Genomic DNA, 19526 nt, shown 5'->3' with positions numbered 1-19526 from the left:
GGCGGCCTGGCGGGAGAGCGGGTTGCCATCCGTCCGACCGCGACCGACGGCGTCTTCGACGTGGTGTTCATCCACAAGACCGTGCGCCAGATTGATCTCAGGCAACCCAAGCCATGACTATCCACCCGTTACCCATGTCTCCCGACAAGCGTTACCCATGTATACCGGCTGAACACCCTGCGCACCGGAAACTCCGCGCAGGGTTCCCGGTGCGCACAGCGCACCCTACAAAGCAGATTCGCCAGACACAAAAAAGGACGCTCCAAGCGTCCTTTTTTGTTGCCTGCTACCTGGATCAGGCGCTGATCGGTACCGGCTCCGGCTGGCGGCGCACCAGGCGCAGGCCGGCGATGACGCAGGCAAACACGGCGAGGCTGGCGGTGTAGAGCACCAGGGCCGGCAGGGCGAACAGCAGGGCCAGCAGAGCCAGACTCCAGCCGGCGCGACCGGGAATGAAGAAGGCCGCCACGGAGGCAACCAGGCCGACCCAGGCAATGACGCGGAAGTGGATCAGCAGGCCCAGGCCGGCGCGAACCTGGCATTCCCAGCGTTGCGCTTCGTCGACGCACAGGCCGACCCACTGGCCGTCCTCCATCAGGGCGAAGCGGACCCCGTAGCTGGCAGCCAGCCAGAGCGGCAGCAGGATCAGCAGCAGGATGAGGGACGAACGGCTGGACATGGTTCTCTCCGAATGGGTAAGCGGCGCCAAGGATACCCCCCCGTCCGAGCGATGCAAGAACCTTACAACGATCCGCAACAACCTGGCCTGACGTACGGACCGCACTTGCAATACTTGCAGTTGTCATAGCCTCGGTATTCACTCATGACGTTCTCTTATAAGGAACGCGGCCCGGCCGCCCTGATGGGCAGGTCCGGTGGAGTGGCTGGAGCCCGCCCATGACTTCGGGCGAAGGCCTCCGCAGAAACTGAACAGGGACCCCTCCTATGCTCCGTCTAAGCCTCGCCGCCCTACTGGGCAGCCTGACCTTCTGTGCCCACGTGTTGGCCGCAGACCTGGATGCCGCCAGCTACGGCTTTCCGATCACCAACCCCTTCGAGGCGACCATCGCCACCACGCCGCCGGACCTGCGCAGCACGGTGCCGGCGGACGATGACATCGACCAGGCCGACTACGACCTGAAACTGCGCCCGGAACGTGAAAGCGCCCTGCCCGACAATTTCTGGTCGGTGAAGAAGCTGCGCTACCGCCTCGCGCAGCAGAAAGGCCCGGCGCCACTGGTGTTCGTCATTGCCGGCACCGGCGGCCACTACGCCAGTACCCACGCGGAGAATCTCAAGAAGCTGTTCTACGGCGCCGGCTACCACGTGGTGCAGCTCTCCTCGCCCACCAGCTACGACTTCATGGCCAGTGCCTCCCGCCATGCAACGCCCGGACTCACGGCCGAGGATGCCGATGATCTCTACCGCGTGATGCAGGCCGTGCGCGCCCAGCATCCGGGCCTGGAGGTCACCGACTTCTACCTCACCGGCTACAGCCTGGGCGCCCTGGAAGCCGCCTTCGTCAGTCATCTGGACGAAACCCGCCGCAGCTTCAACTTCAAACGTGTACTGCTGCTCAATCCGCCGGTGAACCTCTACACCTCGGTCACCAACCTCGACCGCCTGGTGCAGACCCGCGTGAAGGGCGTCGACGACACCACCACCTTCTATCAGGTGGTGCTCGGCAAACTGACCCGCTACTTCCAGCAGAAGGGCTACATCGACCTCAACGACGCCCTGCTCTTCGATTTCCAGGAGTCCAAACAGCGGCTCTCCAATGAGCAGATGGCGATGCTGATCGGCACGTCCTTCCGCTTCTCCTCCTCGGACATCGCCTTCACTTCGGACCTGATCAACCATCGCGGCCTGATCACTCCGGTGAAGTACCCCATCAATGAAGGCACCAGCCTGACGCCCTTCTACAAGCGCGCCCTGCAGTGCGACTTCGATTGCTACATCACCGAGCAGCTGATCCCCTACTGGCGCGCCCGCTTCGACGGCGGCAGCCTGACCCAGCTGATCAACCAGGTCAGCCTCTATGCCCTGGAGGACTACCTCAAGGACAGCAGCAAGATCGCGGTGATGCACAACGCCGACGATCTCATCCTCGGCCCCGGTGACCTCGGTTTCCTGCGCCGCGCCATGGGCGACCGCCTGACCGTGTACCCGCACGGCGGGCACTGCGGCAACCTCAACTACCGCGTCAACGGCGACGCCATGCTGGAGTTCTTCCGTGGCTAAGAAAGCACTCTTCATCGCCCTGCTGCTGACCAGTGGCCTGGCCGTGGCCCAGGAGCCCGACCAGGACGGTTTCACCCAACCGCTGAAGGACCTGAAATTCAACCCCGGCCTGGACCAGCGCGAATTCGAGCGCTCCACCCTGGATGCGTTGAGCGTCTACGACCCCTACGAGTCCTGGAACCGGCGCGTCTACCACTTCAATTACCGCTTCGACGAATGGGTGTTTCTGCCCGTGGTGCGCGGCTACCGCTATGTCACGCCGGGCTTCTTACGCAGCGGCGTGAGCAATTTCTTCAGCAACCTGGGCGACATCCCCAACCTGCTGAACAGCGCGCTGCAGCTCAAGGGCCAGCGCTCCATGGAAATCACCGGCCGCCTGCTGCTGAACACCACCATCGGCGTCGTCGGCCTCTGGGACCCGGCTACGCGCATGGGGCTCCCCAAGCAGACCGAAGACTTCGGCCAGACCCTCGGCTACTACGGCGTCACCGATGGCCCCTACCTGATGCTGCCGATCCTCGGCCCATCCAACTTGCGGGATACCGGCGGGCTGGTGGTGGACTACGTCGCCGACTACCAGATCAACTTCCTCAACGTGCCGGAAGTCGCCAGCAACCACCCGGAAATCACCGCCCTGCGCATGGTGGACAAGCGCTACACCACCAATTTCCGCTACGGCCAGCTCAACACCCCGTTCGAGTACGAGAAGCTGCGCTACGTCTATACCCAGTCGCGCAGGTTGCAGATTGCCGAGTAAGGCCACCAGCCTCGGCATGTGTAGGGGCGAATTCATTCGCCAAGGACGGCGAAGCTGCCCCTTCGCCACGTCACGCCGAACCTCCGGTCCGGTTTGGCAAATGAATTCGCCCCTACAGAGAAGCAAATAGATCGATAAACAAGATATAAAACAAGAAAAAACACGCACCATTCATTCAATTTATAGGCGTAGCATCCCGCTCATTCCAACCTTGAGGAGGTTCCGATGAGCTACCGCCAGATTCTCGAACAACGCCCCGGCCAGCACGCGTCCGACGGTGCCGGCGTCAATCTGACCCGCGTCTTCGCCGAGCAGGGCGTACCGCGCTTCGACCCCTTCCTGATGCTCGACGAGTTCGGCTCGGCCAACCCCGACGACTACGTCGCCGGCTTTCCGCCGCACCCGCATCGCGGCTTCGAAACCATCACCTACATGATCGAAGGGCGCATGCGCCACGAGGACCACCTGGGCAACAGCGGCCTGCTGCAGAACGGCGGCGTGCAATGGATGACCGCCGCACGCGGGATCATCCACAGCGAAATGCCGGAGCAGGAGGAAGGTGTGATGCGCGGCTTCCAGATCTGGCTGAACCTGCCGGGCAAGGACAAGATGGGCGACCCCGGCTACCGCGACTTCGACCCGGCGGAAATTCCGCGGGTCCGCACTGCCGAAGGCGTCGAGGCACTGGTGATCGCCGGCCGCTTCGACGATGGCCAGGTCGCCCGCGATGGCGCCGTGCAGCGCCCGCACAGCGAGCCGCACATCTTCGACCTCGACCTGCCGGCTGGCAGCCGGGTATCGCCGCAACTGGCCGACGGCCTGCGGGTGATGCTCTATGTCTACGAAGGCAGCGTGCACCTGAACGGCCACGCCATCGGCAAGGGACGGCTGGTGCGCCTCTCCGAACAGGGTGCCCTGGAGCTGGCCAGTGATGACGGTGCCAAGGTCCTGCTGCTGGCGGGTCGCCCGCTGGGTGAGCCCATCGTCCAGTACGGCCCCTTCGTGATGAATACCCGCGAGGAGATCGAGCAGGCACTGAGGGACTACCGGGATGGCCGCTTCGGCGTATGACACCTCGGCCGGGCTGAACGTTGGTCGTTACGTAGGGTGGGTCACGCTTCACCGACCCACCATCTGCGTCACGCCGGGCTCCGCTCCCTACGGCTGGAGAGCCGGAACGATGTGGGGATGGACCGGCGCCATCTCCAGGCCGAGGAAGCGCTGCAACTCGGCGCGCTTGGCCATGGCGTCCTGGTAACCCAGCTCGATCAGTTCGTTGCAGTATCCAGGCTCGAACAGCAGATAACTGAGTACCCCCGCCCCACTCGCCCGGGTCGCCCCCGGACCGCGCAGGAAGGTGCGGATGGCGCGGGGCATCTCGCGGCGGTGGCGGGCGGCGATTTCATCCAGTGGCCGGCTCGGCGAGATCACCAGCACCTCCACCTGCTCCGAACTCAGATGGCGTGGCCGCAATTCGGGCGGGATGGCCCGGCTCATCCGATTGATCCGCTCCAGCAGTTCGATGTCGCTTTCCAGATTGTCGATGAAGGTGCTGTTCAGTAGATGCCCACTGATCTGCGCCAGGGTCGGCGGACGGCCGCCCTGGGGCTGCGCCATTTCCTGGCTGGGGTTCATGCCCAGCGGGTTGCCGCTCACACCCACCACCAGCACCCGGTTGGCGCCCAGGTGCAATGCCGGACTGATGGGCGCCGTCTGGCGTACCGCACCGTCGCCGAAATATTCGCGCCCCATGCGTACTGCGGGGAACAACAGGGGAATCGCCGCGCTGGCCATCAGGTGCTCGACACTCAGACGGGTCGGCACACCGACACGGCGGTGGCGATACCAGGGATCGATGGTGGCGCGGCCCTGGTAGAAGGTCACCGCCTGGCCAGTCTCGTACCCGAAGGCGGTCACGGCCACGGCACGCAGTTGGCGGGTGCGGACGGCGGCGGAGATGCCGGTGAAGTCCAGCTCGCGGGTCAGTAACTCACGCAGGGGAGCGTTGTCCAGCAGCGCCACCGGGATATCACGGCCCAGTCCGAGCAGGCTGTGACCGAAGAATCGCGAACTCTGGCGGATCACGCCGGGCCAGTCGCTGCGGTAGACCTCTCCGCAATGAAAGCCTTGCCAGACGCTGTTGAGACGACGGACAGCCTGACTGAAGTGCAATGCACCGCAGGCCAGGCCAACGGCATTCACCGCACCGGCGGAGGTGCCGACGATGACCGGAAAAGGGTTGCAGGCGGCATCCGGCAGCAAGTCCGCAATGGCGCCCAGCACCCCGACCTGATAAGCCGCCCGCGAACCGCCACCGGAAAGAATCAGCCCGGTAACGGGCTTCTGGGTGGCGGTGCTGGCATCCATGGACTGCTCTCCGGGCGGGATTCCCCGATTATAGGTTTCAGTAGAGCTTCGGCGCGCCTTCGGGCCGGGTCTTGAAGCGGCGGTGGGCCCAGAGGTACTGCTCGGGGCATTCGCGCACCGCACCTTCCACCCACTGGTTGACGCGCAGGCAATCGGCTTCCTCGGTGTCGCCGGGGAAATCGGACAGCGGCGGATGAATCACCAGCCGGTAGCCGGAGCCATCCTCCAGGCGACGCTGGGTGAAGGGCAGGACGATGGCACGGCCCAGGCGGGCGAACTTGGTGGTGGCGGTGACGGTGGCGGCCTCGATGCCGAACAGCGGCACGAAGATGCTCTGCTTGCGGCCGTAGTCCTGGTCCGGCGCGTACCAGATGGCGCGACCGGCGCGCAGTACCTTGAGCATGGCGCGCACGTCCTCGCGTTCGATGGCGGTGGCATCCAGGTTGTGGCGCTCGCGGCCACGGCGCTGGATGAAATCGAACACGGCATTCTTGTGCTCGCGGTACATGCCGTCGATGGTGTGCACCTGCCCGAGCAACGCGGCGCCGATCTCCAACGTAGTGAAATGCACGGCCATGAGGATCACCCCCTGGCCTTCGGCCTGGGCCTTCTGCAGGTGTTCAAGGCCTTCTATATGGGAAAGCTGTGCCAGACGCGCCTTGGGCCACCACCAGCTCATGGCCATCTCGAAGAAGGCGATACCGGTGGAGGCGAAGTTTTCCCGCAGCAGGCGCTCACGCTCTCGGCTGGAGAGCTCGGGAAAGCACAGCTCCAGATTGCGCCGGGCGATCTTGCGCCGCGAACCAGCCACCGTCAGCATCAACGCCCCCAGTGCACGCCCCAGGCCCAGTTGCACCCGGTACGGCAGCAGGGTGATCAGCCAGAGCAGGCCCAACCCCAGCCACAGCGCCCAATAGCGCGGGTGAAGGAACTGTGGGCGAAATTGAGGTCTATCCATCTCTGAATCCGCTTGAGCGAGAAAACCGCGCATTCTACTCCAAATGCGCCTCCCCCTTCCGGCTTGCTAGCGCCGGGCGATCTCGCTATAAGTCCTCGCCATTCACGACTGCAGGCAGACCATGAGCCAAGCCGACCTTCTCGACCAAGAACCCGTGTTCCAGCTCAAGGGCAGCATGCTCGCCATCACCGTGATGGAACTGGCCCACAACGACCTCGAACGCCTCGATCGGCAACTGGACGAGAAAGTCGCCCAGGCCCCCAACTTCTTCCAGAACACCCCGCTGGTGATGGCGCTGGACAAGCTGCCTGAGGGCGAACCGCCGCTGGACCTCCCGGTGCTGCTGGAAATCTGCCGCCGCCACGGTCTGCGCACCCTGGCCATCCGCGCGCAACGCGAAGAGCACATTGCCGCAGCCGACGCCCTGGACATCCCGGTGCTGCCGCCGTCCGGCGCCCGTGAACGCCCCATCGACCCGGTAGAACCCGAGGCGAAGAAAAAAGTCGAAAAACCCGCCGAGCCGCCCAAGCCCGAGGTGCAACCGACCAAGGTCATCACCACCCCGGTGCGTGGTGGCCAGCAGGTTTATGCGCCAGGCGGCGACCTGGTGGTGCTCGCCGCGGTCAGCCCCGGTGCGGAACTTCTCGCCGACGGAAATATCCATGTGTACGGCCCGATGCGCGGCCGCGCCCTAGCCGGTATCAAGGGCGATACAAAGGCGCGGATTTTCTGTCGCCAATTGGCCGCCGAACTGGTCTCCGTAGCCGGCCAGTACAAGGTTGCAGACGACTTGCGCCGCGATCCGCTGTGGGGTCAGCAGGTGCAGGTCAGCCTGTCGGGAGACGTGTTGAACATCACCCGCCTTTAACGGATACTGCCGCGAAATTTCAGGGAACTGAAAGGGAAGAAGGACGGTTCGGGCGAACCGATAACTTCCCGGTTTTACTTATTCATTTGGGGTGAATCACCTTGGCCAAGATCCTCGTTGTCACGTCCGGCAAGGGTGGAGTGGGTAAAACCACCACCAGCGCCGCAATCGGTACCGGTCTAGCACTGCGCGGTCACAAGACTGTCATCGTCGACTTCGACGTCGGCCTGCGCAACCTCGACCTGATCATGGGTTGTGAACGCCGCGTGGTGTACGACTTCGTCAACGTCATCAATGGCGAAGCGAGCCTCACCCAGGCCCTGATCAAGGACAAGCGCCTTGAGAACCTCTACGTGCTGGCCGCCAGCCAGACCCGTGACAAGGACGCACTGACCCTCGAAGGCGTGGGCAAGGTCATCGAGGAACTGTCTCAGAATTTCGAATACGTGGTCTGCGACTCGCCGGCCGGTATCGAGAAGGGTGCCCACCTGGCCATGTACTACGCCGACGAGGCGATTGTCGTGACCAACCCGGAAGTCTCCTCCGTTCGCGACTCCGACCGCATGCTCGGCCTGCTGGCCAGCAAGTCCCGTCGCGCCGAGAAGGGTGAAGACCCGATCAAGGAACGCCTGCTCCTGACCCGCTACAACCCCGAGCGCGTCACCAAGGGCGAAATGCTCGGCGTTGAAGACGTCGAAGAAATCCTCGCCATCAACCTGCTGGGTGTGATCCCGGAGTCCCAGGCGGTCCTCAAGGCCTCCAACCAGGGTATCCCGGTCATCCTCGACGACCAGAGCGACGCCGGTCAGGCGTACAGCGATGCCGTTGACCGCCTGCTTGGCAAGGAACTGCCCCATCGCTTCCTCGATGTGCAGAAGAAAGGACTCTTACAACGCCTGTTTGGAGGCCGTGAATGAATATTTTCGACTTCTTTCGCGAGCGGAAGAAGCAGAGTAGCGCTTCGATCGCTAAAGAACGCCTTCAGATCATCGTTGCCCACGAACGTGGCCAGCGCAGCCAGCCGGACTACCTGCCGGCCCTGCAGAAAGATCTGGTGGACGTGATCCGCAAATATGTCGACATCGACGAAGAGCAGGTTCAGGTCCTGCTGGAGAATCAGGGCAGCTGCTCTATTCTCGAGCTGAACATCACCCTGCCCGATCGTTGATCGAGCGTTAGACCCGGGTCCTTAGGATCCACGACGGCGGCTTCGGCCGCCGTCTTCATTTCCGGAACTCCCATGCCGCTTTCCCAGATCGAATTCATCCACCGGGACGATGCCCTGCTGGTGGTCAACAAGCCCACCCTGCTGCTGTCGGTGCCCGGCCGTGCCGACGACAACAAGGATTGCCTGATCACCCGCCTGCAGGAAAACGGCTACCCCGAGGCGCGTATCGTCCACCGTCTGGACTGGGAGACCTCCGGCCTGATCGTGCTGGCCCGCGACGCCGACAGCCACCGCGAGTTGTCCCGCCAGTTTCACGACCGCGAGACCGAGAAGGCCTACACCGCGCTCTGCTGGGGCGAGCCGGAGCTGGACAGTGGCCGCATCGAGCTGCCGCTGCGCTACGACCCGCCGACCAAACCGCGCCATGTGGTGGACTTCGAGCACGGCCGCCATGCGCTGACCTTCTGGCGCGTGATCGAGCGCTGCGGCCACTACAGCCGGGTCGAGCTGACCCCCATCACCGGCCGCTCGCACCAGTTGCGCGTGCACATGCTGTCCATCGGACATCCGCTGCTCGGCGACCGCCTCTACGCCAATCCCGAAGCGCTGGCCGCCCATGATCGCCTCTGCCTGCACGCCAGCCTGCTCTGCCTGACCCATCCCCAGACGGGTGAACGCCTGAGATTCGAGTGCCCGGCGCCGTTCTGACCTAGGCTCAAGAAAAAGACCTCGATTCGGGAAAGAGATGAGCCTCACCGAGTTCTACAACGCCACCGAGGGTCAGCCCGCTCGCTTCACCCTGCTCACCGCCCTGGAAATCTGGGACGGACCGCCCGGCCACGCTCTCGATCTTGGCTGCGGTGCCGGCCGCGACACCCTCGAATTGCTCAGGCGTGGCTGGAAGGTACTGGCGGTGGATGCAGAACCCGAAGCGCTTGCCCGCCTCGAAGCACAGCTGGACGACGACAAGCGCCAGAGGCTGCAAAGTCGCTGCTGCCGCTTCGAAAGCCTGCCGTTGCCGCCGGCCGATCTGGTCAATTCCAGCTTCGCCCTGCCCCTCTGCCCACCGTCGGCCTTTCCCTCCCTCTGGCAGGCCATCTGCGGCTCCCTGCCGGCTGGCGGCCTGTTCGCCGGTCACCTGTTCGGCGAACGGGACGACTGGGCCGACAACGGCATCACCATCCTGCGCCGCCGGCAACTGGAAGAGCTGCTGGCGGGCTGGGATGTACTGATGCTGGAAGAGAAGGAAGAAGACGGCATCACCGCCAAGGGCCGCAACAAGCACTGGCACCTGTTCTCGGTGGTCGCGCGGCGCCTGTAACCGGGCGGTGCGCACAGCGCACCCTACCTGACTGTAGGAGCCAGCTTGCTGGCGAAGCCCCACCTCCATTCGCGAGCAAGCTCGCTCCTACCCTGGCCCAGGCCTTACCACGACTGCGATTAAAATCGCTCCCACACGCCAGCAACACCCCCACCTATCGGCCTGTTAGGAAAATTCACCGCTGGTCGCCCTCCTAATCCTCGGGGGCTATGGGATAAACTCCCGGCACTGCTGTCCGGAGTCCCCCAATGCGCGAAGAGTTGAACCAGGGCCTGATCGATTTCCTCAAGGCCTCGCCCACCCCCTTCCACGCCACCCGCAGCCTGGCCAAGCGCCTGGAAGCCGCCGGTTATGTGCGCCTCGACGAGCGCGAAGCCTGGCGTATCGAAGGCGGTGGCCGTTATTACGTCACCCGCAATGACTCCTCCATCATCGCCATCAAACTGGGCAAGCGCCCGGTGTTGGAAGGCGGCCTGCGCCTGGTCGGCGCCCACACCGACAGCCCTTGCCTGCGCGTCAAGCCGAACCCCGAACTGCACAAGCAGGGCTTCTGGCAACTGGGCGTCGAAGTCTATGGCGGTGCCCTGCTGGCCCCCTGGTTCGACCGCGACCTGTCGCTCGCCGGCCGTGTCACCTACCGCGCCGCGGGCATGGTGGAGAGCCAGCTGGTGGACTTCCAGGCCCCCATCGCCGTGATCCCCAACCTGGCCATCCACCTCAACCGTGAAGCCAACCAGGGCTGGGCCATCAACGCCCAGACCGAGCTGCCACCGATCCTGGCGCAACTGGCCGCTGGCGAAGCCCGCGAATTCCGCGATCTGCTGGCCGAGCAGCTGACCCTGGAGCATGGCGTGGTCGCCGATGCGGTGCTGGATTACGAGCTGTCCTTCTACGACACCCAGAACGCTGCGGTCATCGGCCTGGACGGCGACTTCATCGCTGGTGCGCGTCTGGACAACCTGCTGTCCTGCTACGCCGGCCTGCAGGCCCTGCTGGCAGCCGAGGCGGACGAGAGCTGCGTGCTGGTCTGCACCGACCACGAGGAAGTGGGTTCCTGCTCCGCCTGTGGCGCCGACGGCCCGATGCTGGAACAGGTGCTGCGCCGCATACTGCCGGAGGGCGACGCCTTCGCCCGCGTCATCCAGCGCTCCCTGCTAGTTTCCGCCGACAACGCCCACGGCGTGCACCCGAACTACGCCGACAAGCACGACGGCAACCACGGTCCGAAGCTCAACGCCGGCCCGGTGATCAAGGTCAACAGCAACCAGCGCTACGCCACCAACAGCGAAACCGCCGGTTTCTTCCGCCACCTGTGCCTGGAGAACGAAGTACCGGTCCAGAGCTTCGTGACCCGTAGCGACATGGGTTGCGGCTCTACCATCGGTCCGATCACCGCCAGCCAGCTTGGCGTGCGCACCGTGGACATCGGCCTGCCCACCTTCGCCATGCACTCGATCCGCGAGCTGGCGGGCAGCCATGACCTGGCCCATCTGGTGAAGGTGCTGGCCGCCTTCTACTCCAGCCACGACCTGCCCTGATCAGGAAGGAAACCCGCATGCTCAGCCATATTCGCAACAGCCTGGAGGAAGCCAGGCGCGCCCTGGACAACTTCATTGCCAACGAGCAGACGCTGAAGAACATCGAGCGTGCGGCCGAGCTGCTGGTCGAGAGCTTCGAGAACAAGGGCAAGGCGTTTTCCTGCGGTAACGGCGGCTCCATGTGCGATGCCATGCACTTCGCCGAGGAGCTGACCGGCCGCTACCGCAAGAACCGCCCTGGCATCGCCGCCGTGTCCATCAGTGATCCCAGCCATATCAGCTGCGTCGCCAACGATTTCGGCTACGACTACATCTTCTCCCGCTACGTGGAGTCCCACGGCCGTGCCGGCGACGTGCTGATCGCCATCAGCACCAGCGGCAAGAGCCCCAACGTCATCAAGGCCGCCGAAGCCGCCCGCGCCCTGGGCGTGAAGGTGGTGGCCCTGACCGGCAAGCCCGGCTCCGCCCTGGAAGCCCTCGCTGACGTCTGCATCTGCGCCCCCGGCGGCGACTTCGCCGATCGCGTGCAGGAACTGCACATCAAGGTGCTGCACATCCTGATCGAGCTGGTCGAGCGCAAGCTCAGCCCCGAGAACTACGCCTGATCCGCACTCGCTTCAGCCTGTAGGTTGGTCCGAGCACAGCGAGGCCCAACGTGGTTAGGCACAGACGCCGTAATGTTGGGTTTCGTTCCTCTACCCAACCTACAAGTGCCGCCGCTTTCTGTGGGGGCGAATTCATTCGCCAAGGGCGGCGCAGCCGCCCAATCACTCCGGCACTTCGACGCTCACGTGGATCGCATCGTGCCGCCAGAACTCCAGGTCGCAGTCGATCAGCCGTCCATGCTGGTCGCGGTTGATGCGGGTGATCTTCAGTGCCGGGCTGCCGGCTGACACCTTCAGCGGTGCCGCCGCATCCGGGTGCAGGGCGGTAGGCACCATGTCGAAGCGAACGCGGCCGTAGCGGATGCCGTACTGGCTCTCATACAGCTCGGTCAGCGACCGGGTCAGGTCGAAATCGACGATGCCGGGGAAGTAGGCCGGATTCAGGTAGTGCTCCACATAGAGCACCAGGCGCCCATCGATGCGACGGACGCGCCGGATCTGGTAAACGCTCGATAGTGCCGGCAGCTCCAGCAGCTCACATATCTCCACACTGGCCGGAATCAACCGCGCGCCCAGCACTTCGGTGGCAGGTACGCGCCCCTGCCCGGCCACCATGGCGTGGAAGTGGCTGCGCACCAGCGGGTTGTAGAGCAGCCGAGGCGGAGAAACGAACCATCCGCGGCGCTCCTCGCGGTAGATCAGCCCCTGGGCCTCCAGTTGCCCAAGCGCCTCGCGCAGGGTGATGCGGGTGGTATCGAACAGCTCACTCAACTTGCGCTCGGCGGGCAGCTTGCTGCCCTGGGGCAACAGGCCGTGCTCGATCTGTTCCTGCAACGCATTGCAGATGGCGGTCAGGGTACGTGGCGCCTCATCGCGCATCGAAAAACTCCAATCTGGAATAGACCAGCACCATCGAGGTGCATCGTGTCCGGGCTTGCCGGCCATCCTAGGCAGCCTAGATGACTGCGGGATGACAGTCAGGCGCGCCTGCATGCGCCATGCCATCGCCAATCGCGACAGCCCAGCGAATCCGCTACTTGGCCATGGTCTACGCTTTTCAGGCGTCTGCCGCCGCCGGACCGGGCGGCGACCCTGAAATCAAACCGTCATCGAAGGCTTTTAGATTTGGCCTGGGTCTTGCTGATCTAGACCAACCTCCAAACCTGCTAAGGAGCTTCACATGAAACGCCTGTTGCTGGCTTCACTGATGGGAACGGCCATCGCCCTGGGAACCCAGGCGATGGCGAGCGACGCAGATCTGAAGAGTCTCGAACAAGCCGCCCGCAAGGAAGGCGCGGTGAACAGCGTGGGCATGCCCGACAGCTGGGCGAACTGGAAGGACACCTGGGTTGACCTGAACAAGCAGTACGGCCTGAAGCACGTCGACACCGACATGAGCTCGGCCCAGGAAATCGCCAAGTTCGCCGCCGAGAAGGATAACGCCACCGCCGACATCGGCGACGTCGGCGCGGCCTTCGGCCCCATCGCCGTCCAGCAGGGCGTGACCCAGTCCTACAAACCCAGCACCTGGTCCCAGATCCCCGAGTGGGCCAAGGACGCCGACGGCCACTGGATGCTGGCCTATACCGGCTCCATCGCCTTCATCGTCAACAAGCAGCTGGTGAAGGAAGCGCCCAAGTCCTGGGCCGACCTGAAGCAGGGCAAGTACAAGGTCGCCATCGGTGACGTCAGCGCCGCGGCCCAGGCCGTCAACGGCGTGCTGGCCGCCGCCATCGCCAACGGCGGTAACGAGAAGAACATCCAGCCGGGCCTGGACTTCTTCGCCGAGATCGCCAAGCAGGGCCGCCTGTCGCTGTCCAACCCGACCATCCAGACCCTGGAGAAGGGTGAGGTGGAAGTGGGCATCGTCTGGGACTTCAACGGCCTGTCCTACCGCGACCAGATCGATCCCAGCCGCTTCGAAGTGCTGATCCCCTCGGACGGTTCGGTGATCTCCGGCTACACCACCATCATCAACAAGTACGCGAAGAACCCGAACGCCGCGAAACTGGCCCGCGAGTACATCCTCAGCGACGCCGGCCAGATCAACCTGGCCAAGGGCAACGCCCGCCCGATCCGTGCCGAACACCTGACCCTGCCGGCCGAGGTCAAGGCCAAGCTGCTGCCCAACGAGCAATACGCCAAGGTCCAGCCGATCAAGGACGCCAAAGCCTGGGAAGAAACCTCCAAGGCACTGCCGCAGCTGTGGCAGGAACACGTGATCATCGAGATGGAGTAAGCAGTCGGCCCAATCGCTTTCAGGCGCTTGGGCTGCTTTGAGGCGAACCATGAAGAACAAAGTCATCCTCGTCCTGCTGGATGGCCTGAACTACGAGGTGGCCCGGCATGCGCTGGGTCACCTTCAGGCCTGGTGCGGAGCCGGCAAGGCGGTGCTGTACAAGCTCCAGTGCGAGCTGCCGGCGCTGTCCCGCCCGCTCTACGAATGCATCCTCACCGGCGTTCCACCGATCCAGAGCGGCATCGTCCACAACGACGTATCGCTCCTGTCGAAGGAACGCAGCATCTTCCACTACGCCAGTGCCGCCGGGCTGACCACCGCCGCCGCTGCGTATCACTGGGTCAGCGAGCTGTACAACACCTCGCCCTTCAACGCCGCCCGCGACCGCCACACCGAAGCGCCGCAGCTGCCGATCCAGCACGGCCACTTCTACTACGCCGACCACTACCCGGATTCGCACCTGTTCGCCGACGCGGAAAGTCTGCGCCAGCGCCACAACCCGGATTTCCTCCTGGTGCATCCGATGAACGTCGACGACGCCGGCCACAAGCACGGCCTGGACTCGCCGCAGTACCGCAACAGTGCGCGGGTCGCTGACATCCTCCTGGCCGAATACCTGCAACGCTGGATGGACGCCGGCTACCAGGTGCTGGTGACCGCCGACCACGGCATGAACAACGATCGCTCCCACAACGGCCTGCTCCCCGAGGAGCGCGAGGTGCCGCTGTTCGTCATCGGTGATGCCTTCAGCCTGGATGCCACGGCACAGCCGAAACAGACCGAGCTGTGTGGCACAGTCTGCGAGCTGCTCGGCGCACCTCACGACAAGACCGTCTGCCGGGAGTTGCTCAAGTGAATTCCTCCATCCGGGGCAAATGGCTGGCACTGCTCTGCCTGCTGCCCTTCGCCCTGTTCTTCATCCTGTTCCAGATCGCGCCGCTGGCCTGGGTCGCCCTCAACAGCCTGAACACACCGGAGGGCTGGGGCCTGGGCAACTTCGCCAAGGTGTTCAGCTCGAAGTTCTACCTGCAGGCCATCAAGCACAGCCTGCAGATCGCCTTCTGGTCGAGCCTGTTCGGCATCGTCATCGCGGTGATCGGCAGCTACTCGCTGCGCAAGGTGGATTCGAAGCTGCGCGACTTCGTCATGGCCTTCTCCAACATGACCAGCAATTTCGCCGGTGTGCCGCTGGCCTTCGCCTTCATCATCCTGCTCGGCTTCAACGGCGCGCTGACCATCCTGCTCAAGCAGTCCGGCGTGATCGAGGACTTCAACCTCTATTCCAAGGCCGGCCTGATCGTGCTCTACACCTACTTCCAGATTCCTCTCGGTGTGCTGCTGCTCTATCCGGCCTTCGACGCCCTGCGCGAGGACTGGCGCGAATCCGCAGAGCTGCTGGGCGCCAGCCCCTGGCAGTTCTGGCGACACATCGGCCTGCCGGTGCTGACCCCCGCCCTGCTGGGCACCTTTGTCATCCTCCTGGCCAACGCCCTCGGCGCCTATGCCACCGTCTATGCCCTCACCACCGGCAACTTCAACGTACTGACCATCCGCGTCGCCGCCATGGTCGCTGGCGACATCGCGCTCAACCCCAACCTGGCCAGTGCCCTGGCGATGGTGCTGGTGGGACTGATGGCGCTGATTACGGTGGTGCACCAGTGGCTGTTGAAGAGGAGCTACCATGTCGCCCGCTGAATCCCGCAATGGCAGCCTCTACCATCGCGTGGTGGTCTGGCTGCTGTTCCTGATCCTGTTGCTGCCGCTGGCCGGCACCCTGCTCTACTCGCTCTCCACCAGTTGGTCGGCGACCATCCTCCCGGACGGCCTGACCTTCAAGTGGTACCTGGCGCTGTGGAGTGACACGCGGTTTCTCACCGCCTTCGGCCAGTCGCTGCTGGTGTGCTTCGGCGCCCTGGCGCTGTCGGTGGTTCTGATCCTGCCGCTGCTGTTCGTGGTGCATTACCACTTCCCGAAGCTCGACGCCCTGATGAACATCCTCATCCTGCTGCCCTTCGCGGTGCCGCCGGTGGTGTCTTCGGTCGGCCTATTGCAGATCTATGGTTCGGGTCCGCTGGCCATGGTGGGAACGCCCTGGATCCTGATCGGCTGCTTCTTCACCATCGCCCTGCCCTTCATGTACCGCGCCATCACCAACAACCTGCAGGCGATCAACCTGCGTGACCTGATGGATGCCGCCCAACTGCTCGGCGCCAGCACCTGGAAGGCCGCCTTCCTGGTGGTGCTGCCCAACCTGCGCAAGGGCCTGATGGTTTCGCTGTTCCTGTCGTTCTCGTTCCTGTTCGGCGAGTTCGTCTTCGCCAACCTGCTGGTAGGCACTCGCTACGAGACCCTGCAGGTGTACCTGAACAACATGCGCAACAGCAGCGGCCACTTCAACAGCGCCCTGGTGATCTCCTACTTCTTCTTCGTGCTGCTGTTCACCTGGGCAGCCAACCGTCTGAACAAGGACAAGGCATGAGCTTTCTTTCCATCCGTGGCCTGCACAAGAACTACGGCCAGACCGCGATTTTCAGTGACATCCACTGCGAGATCGGCAAGGGCGAATTCGTCACCCTGCTCGGCCCCTCCGGCTGTGGCAAATCCACCCTGCTGCGCTGCATCGCCGGCCTGACCGAGGTGAACGGCGGACAGATCCTGCTGCAAGGCCAGGACCTGGTACCGCTCTCACCGCAGAAGCGCGGCATCGGCATGGTGTTCCAGAGCTACGCGCTGTTCCCCAACATGACGGTGCAGCAGAACGTCGCCTTCGGCCTGCGCATGCAGAAGGTCGATGCCGCCGACAGCCAGCACCGGGTGGACGAGGCCCTGGCCATGGTGGAACTGTCGGACTTCGCCGCGCGCTACCCGCACCAGCTTTCCGGTGGCCAGTGCCAGCGTGTCGCCCTGGCGCGCTCGCTGGTCACCCGCCCACGCCTGTTGCTGCTGGACGAACCGCTGTCGGCGCTGGACGCGCGTATCCGCAAGCACCTGCGCGAACAGATCCGCGCCATCCAGCAGGAACTGGGGCTGACCACCATCTTCGTCACCCACGACCAGGAAGAGGCCCTGACCCTGTCGGACCGAATCTTCCTGATGAACGCCGGACGCATCGTCCAGAGCGGCGACGCGGAAACCCTCTACACCGCGCCAGTGGACGCCTTTGCCGCCGGCTTCATCGGCAACTACAACCTGCTCGACGCCGACACCGCCAGCCGCCTGCTGCAACGCCCGGTGAGCGGCCGCGTCGCCATACGCCCGGAAGCCATCACCCTCAGCCGCGAAGGCGGTATCGAGGCGGAAGTGCGCAGCCACAGCCTGCTGGGCAACGTGGTGCGCTATCGCGTCGAAGCGCGCGGCGTGGAGCTGGTGGTGGACGTGCTCAACCGCTCCGTCGAAGATCTGCACCGCAAAGGCCAACGCATCGGCCTGTGCATAGACGATCACGCAATCCGGGAGGTGGCCTGATGGCCCTGGCAATCTTCGATCTCGACGACACCCTGATAGACGGCGACTGCGCCAGCCTGTGGAGCACCCACATGGCAGAACTCGGGTGGGTCGACGGCGAATCCTTCATCCGCAAGGACCATGAACTCATGGCGCTCTATGCCGAAGGCAAACTGGCGATGGAGGACTACATGGCCTTCAGCCTGTCGCCGCTGGTAGGTCGCACCGCTGAAGAAGTGGACTTCGTGGCCGGGCCTTTCGTTGAGGACGTGGTCGAGCCACTGATCCACTCCGACGCCATGCGCTGCCTGGCCCAGCACCGTGCTGCTGGCGACCGCATCCTGATCATCTCCGCCTCGGCGCACTTCCTGGTCAGCGCCATCGCCGAACGCCTGGGCGTGGAAGAAGTGCTGGCCATCGACCTGGAAGAGCAGCACGGTTGCTACAGCGGCCGCACCCGCGGCGTACTCACCTACCGCGAAGGCAAGGTGACGCGCTTGAACGCCTGGCTCGAACAACAGCGCGAAAGCCTGGAAGGCGCCTACTTCTATTCCGACTCGCGCAACGACCTGCCACTGCTCTCCCTGGTGGCCAACCCCCGCACGGTCAACCCCGATCCAACCCTGCGCGCCCATGCTGAGCAAGCGGGCTGGCCGGTGCTGGACTGGCGCTGATCATTTCTTGATGTGGTTGGTGAGCCCTGACCCGTAGGTTGGTGCAGAGCGCAGCGAAGCCCAACACATCTGACTCCGCGCCCAGCCCTGCTTCCCTCACCCTGAAGTGGTCAAGTAAAACTGGACACCGGTTTAGGTCTATCCAGCCAGCGCTTCGCGCTGTGCCGGTGTCTGGTAGCTGTTGTAGCTGTGTGGCCGTCGGTGGTTGTAGTAGTCGGTCAGGTAGCGCAGTACATCAGCCTCTGCTTCGGCTTGGCTGGCGTAACCCGAAGCCGGTATCCATTCGGATTTGAGGCTCCGGAAGAAACGCTCCATCGGGGCGTTGTCCCAGCAATTGCCGCGACGACTCATGCTCTGGCGGATTCGATGCCGCCAGAGCAATTGTCGAAATTCCTGACTGCTGTAGTGGCTGCCCTGGTCGGAGTGAAACAGCACGCCGGCGGGGCAACCGCGAGCCTCATAGGCCACGCGCAAAGCACGTCCGGTAAGCTGCGAGTCCGGACGATCGGACATTGCCCAACCCACAATCCGCCGCGCATACAGGTCCATGATCGCGGCCAAGTAGATCCAGCGCCCGCCGGCCCAGATGTACGTCACGTCACCGCACCACACCTGATTGGGGCCGTGGGTGCGGAATTGCCGGTCCAGTTCGTTCGACGCTTTGGCACTCTCACCCTCAGTTGGGCGGTAACGGTGTCGACGGCGTTGCGAGCTGAACAACTGGGCCTCTTTCATCAGACGGCCGGCCAGGAATCGACCCACTGCCCAGCCTTCCTGGCGCAAAGCCGCCGCGAGCGTCCGGGCGCCTGCCGAACGCCGACTCTGGACATGCAGCTCCACCAAGCGCTGTCGCAACCTGGCGTGCGGCTGATTACCGCGAGCTGCTGACTTAGCGGCGGCATAGACACTGCTGCGATTGATGCCGAACAGCCGGCAAAGCTCTGCCCGTGGATAGTGCTCACCCAATGACTCGACTAAGCGCACTAATCGAGGGCGTCTGACATCAAGAGAGCGGTAGCCTTTTTTAAGATCTCTTTCTCCCGCTCCAGCCGCCGCACCTGGGCCTCCAGCTCCTGGATTCGCCGCTGCTCCGGCGTCATGGCCTTGCTGTGCTCCGGCGTCTTGCCATGGCGCTCCAGGGTCAATTGCTCGACCCAGCGCCGCATGGCAGTTGGGCCTACCCCCATCGCCTTGCAGGCTGCCGGTATGGAATAGCCTTGATCGACCACCAGGCTGGCGGCCTCGAGTTTGAATTCCGGACTGAATGATCTTCTGCTCATGAACACCTCTTGCTTGGGCGCAGCTTAACGCCCTATCGGGGTGTCCAGAATCATTAGGCCACTTCA

The 19526-nt window shown here is 63.9% G+C and carries 20 protein-coding genes and 1 pseudogene; 16 read left to right on the top strand and 5 right to left on the bottom strand.

Annotated features, from left to right (window positions below; genetic code table 11):
* Window positions 1–295 precede the first annotated feature (295 nt).
* The gene (locus E8E91_RS04705) at window positions 296–679 is read right to left on the bottom strand and encodes a hypothetical protein (RefSeq protein ID WP_280374813.1); all 384 of its coding nucleotides are present in this window, start codon (window positions 677–679) and stop codon (window positions 296–298) included.
* Between the two features lie 266 nt (window positions 680–945).
* Here E8E91_RS04705 and E8E91_RS04700 point away from each other — a divergent pair, with 266 nt between their 5' ends.
* The 3 genes from E8E91_RS04700 to E8E91_RS04690 all read left to right on the top strand — a co-directional run bounded on the left by E8E91_RS04700 (window position 946) and on the right by E8E91_RS04690 (window position 4069).
* Entirely contained in the window at window positions 946–2241 is a 1296-nt protein-coding gene (locus E8E91_RS04700) for an alpha/beta fold hydrolase (RefSeq protein ID WP_280374812.1), read from the top strand.
* Window positions 2234–2998, top strand: a complete 765-nt coding sequence (locus tag E8E91_RS04695; RefSeq protein ID WP_280374811.1) for a VacJ family lipoprotein — start codon at window positions 2234–2236, stop codon at window positions 2996–2998. The genes E8E91_RS04700 and E8E91_RS04695 overlap by 8 nt, the downstream gene beginning before the upstream one ends.
* A gap of 225 nt (window positions 2999–3223) precedes the next feature.
* A complete protein-coding gene (locus E8E91_RS04690) occupies window positions 3224–4069 on the top strand; it encodes a pirin family protein (RefSeq protein WP_280374810.1) in 846 nt (281 codons plus the stop codon).
* Between the two features lie 87 nt (window positions 4070–4156).
* Here E8E91_RS04690 and E8E91_RS04685 read toward each other — a convergent pair whose 3' ends face one another.
* A complete protein-coding gene (locus E8E91_RS04685; protein WP_280374809.1) occupies window positions 4157–5365 on the bottom strand; it encodes a patatin-like phospholipase family protein in 1209 nt (402 codons plus the stop codon).
* Window positions 5366–5402: 37 nt separating this feature from the next.
* Window positions 5403–6323: a lipid A biosynthesis lauroyl acyltransferase gene (locus E8E91_RS04680; RefSeq protein WP_280374808.1), complete on the bottom strand. Its 921-nt coding sequence runs from the start codon at window positions 6321–6323 to the stop codon at window positions 5403–5405.
* Window positions 6324–6444: 121 nt separating this feature from the next.
* Here E8E91_RS04680 and minC point away from each other — a divergent pair, with 121 nt between their 5' ends.
* The 7 genes from minC (at window position 6445) to lpcA (ending at window position 11823) form a co-directional block, all read left to right on the top strand.
* On the top strand, window positions 6445–7191 hold the full coding sequence (gene minC / locus E8E91_RS04675; RefSeq protein WP_280374807.1) for a septum site-determining protein MinC: 747 nt from the start codon (window positions 6445–6447) through the stop codon (window positions 7189–7191).
* 101 nt (window positions 7192–7292) lie between these two features.
* Entirely contained in the window at window positions 7293–8108 is an 816-nt protein-coding gene (gene minD, locus E8E91_RS04670) for a septum site-determining protein MinD (RefSeq protein ID WP_120652639.1), read from the top strand.
* Complete coding sequence (gene minE / locus E8E91_RS04665) at window positions 8105–8359, top strand: cell division topological specificity factor MinE (RefSeq protein WP_151132185.1); 255 nt, start codon at window positions 8105–8107, stop codon at window positions 8357–8359. The genes minD and minE overlap by 4 nt, the downstream gene beginning before the upstream one ends.
* 72 nt (window positions 8360–8431) lie before the next feature.
* The gene (locus E8E91_RS04660; RefSeq protein ID WP_190827526.1) at window positions 8432–9067 is read left to right on the top strand and encodes an RluA family pseudouridine synthase; all 636 of its coding nucleotides are present in this window, start codon (window positions 8432–8434) and stop codon (window positions 9065–9067) included.
* Between the two features lie 37 nt (window positions 9068–9104).
* The gene (locus E8E91_RS04655) at window positions 9105–9680 is read left to right on the top strand and encodes a class I SAM-dependent methyltransferase (protein ID WP_280374806.1); all 576 of its coding nucleotides are present in this window, start codon (window positions 9105–9107) and stop codon (window positions 9678–9680) included.
* Between the two features lie 248 nt (window positions 9681–9928).
* Window positions 9929–11218 (top strand): M18 family aminopeptidase, encoded by a 1290-nt coding sequence (locus E8E91_RS04650; RefSeq protein WP_280374805.1) that lies wholly within the window; start codon window positions 9929–9931, stop codon window positions 11216–11218.
* Between the two features lie 17 nt (window positions 11219–11235).
* Window positions 11236–11823, top strand: coding sequence for a D-sedoheptulose 7-phosphate isomerase (gene lpcA / locus E8E91_RS04645; RefSeq protein WP_280374804.1), 588 nt, complete (start codon window positions 11236–11238; stop codon window positions 11821–11823).
* A 162-nt stretch (window positions 11824–11985) separates the two neighbouring features.
* Here lpcA and E8E91_RS04640 read toward each other — a convergent pair whose 3' ends face one another.
* Window positions 11986–12702 (bottom strand): UTRA domain-containing protein, encoded by a 717-nt coding sequence (locus E8E91_RS04640; RefSeq protein WP_280374803.1) that lies wholly within the window; start codon window positions 12700–12702, stop codon window positions 11986–11988.
* Between the two features lie 301 nt (window positions 12703–13003).
* Between E8E91_RS04640 and E8E91_RS04635 the strand changes: the two genes are divergently transcribed.
* Genes E8E91_RS04635 through E8E91_RS04610 form a run of 6 tightly spaced genes read left to right on the top strand, consistent with a single transcriptional unit; the run spans window position 13004 to window position 18180 of the window.
* On the top strand, window positions 13004–14062 hold the full coding sequence (locus E8E91_RS04635; protein WP_280374802.1) for an ABC transporter substrate-binding protein: 1059 nt from the start codon (window positions 13004–13006) through the stop codon (window positions 14060–14062).
* 49 nt (window positions 14063–14111) lie between these two features.
* Complete coding sequence (locus tag E8E91_RS04630) at window positions 14112–14918, top strand: alkaline phosphatase family protein (RefSeq protein WP_280374801.1); 807 nt, start codon at window positions 14112–14114, stop codon at window positions 14916–14918.
* Complete coding sequence (locus E8E91_RS04625) at window positions 14915–15757, top strand: ABC transporter permease subunit (RefSeq protein ID WP_280374800.1); 843 nt, start codon at window positions 14915–14917, stop codon at window positions 15755–15757. The genes E8E91_RS04630 and E8E91_RS04625 overlap by 4 nt, the downstream gene beginning before the upstream one ends.
* On the top strand, window positions 15744–16541 hold the full coding sequence (locus tag E8E91_RS04620; RefSeq protein ID WP_280374799.1) for an ABC transporter permease: 798 nt from the start codon (window positions 15744–15746) through the stop codon (window positions 16539–16541). The genes E8E91_RS04625 and E8E91_RS04620 overlap by 14 nt, the downstream gene beginning before the upstream one ends.
* On the top strand, window positions 16538–17527 hold the full coding sequence (locus E8E91_RS04615) for an ABC transporter ATP-binding protein (RefSeq protein ID WP_280374798.1): 990 nt from the start codon (window positions 16538–16540) through the stop codon (window positions 17525–17527). Before E8E91_RS04620 ends, E8E91_RS04615 begins: the two co-directional genes overlap by 4 nt.
* The gene (locus E8E91_RS04610; protein ID WP_280374797.1) at window positions 17527–18180 is read left to right on the top strand and encodes an HAD-IB family hydrolase; all 654 of its coding nucleotides are present in this window, start codon (window positions 17527–17529) and stop codon (window positions 18178–18180) included. Before E8E91_RS04615 ends, E8E91_RS04610 begins: the two co-directional genes overlap by 1 nt.
* 110 nt (window positions 18181–18290) lie before the next feature.
* On the opposite strand, the pseudogene E8E91_RS04605 reads toward E8E91_RS04610, so the two are convergent.
* Window positions 18291–19466, bottom strand: a pseudogene (locus tag E8E91_RS04605) (IS3 family transposase).
* Between the last annotated feature and the right edge of the window lie 60 nt (window positions 19467–19526).

This window comes from Pseudomonas sp. BN515, from assembly GCF_029873155.1.
In the GTDB taxonomy this organism is placed as follows: domain Bacteria; phylum Pseudomonadota; class Gammaproteobacteria; order Pseudomonadales; family Pseudomonadaceae; genus Metapseudomonas.
This window is presented reverse-complemented; position numbering and strand designations above follow the sequence as displayed.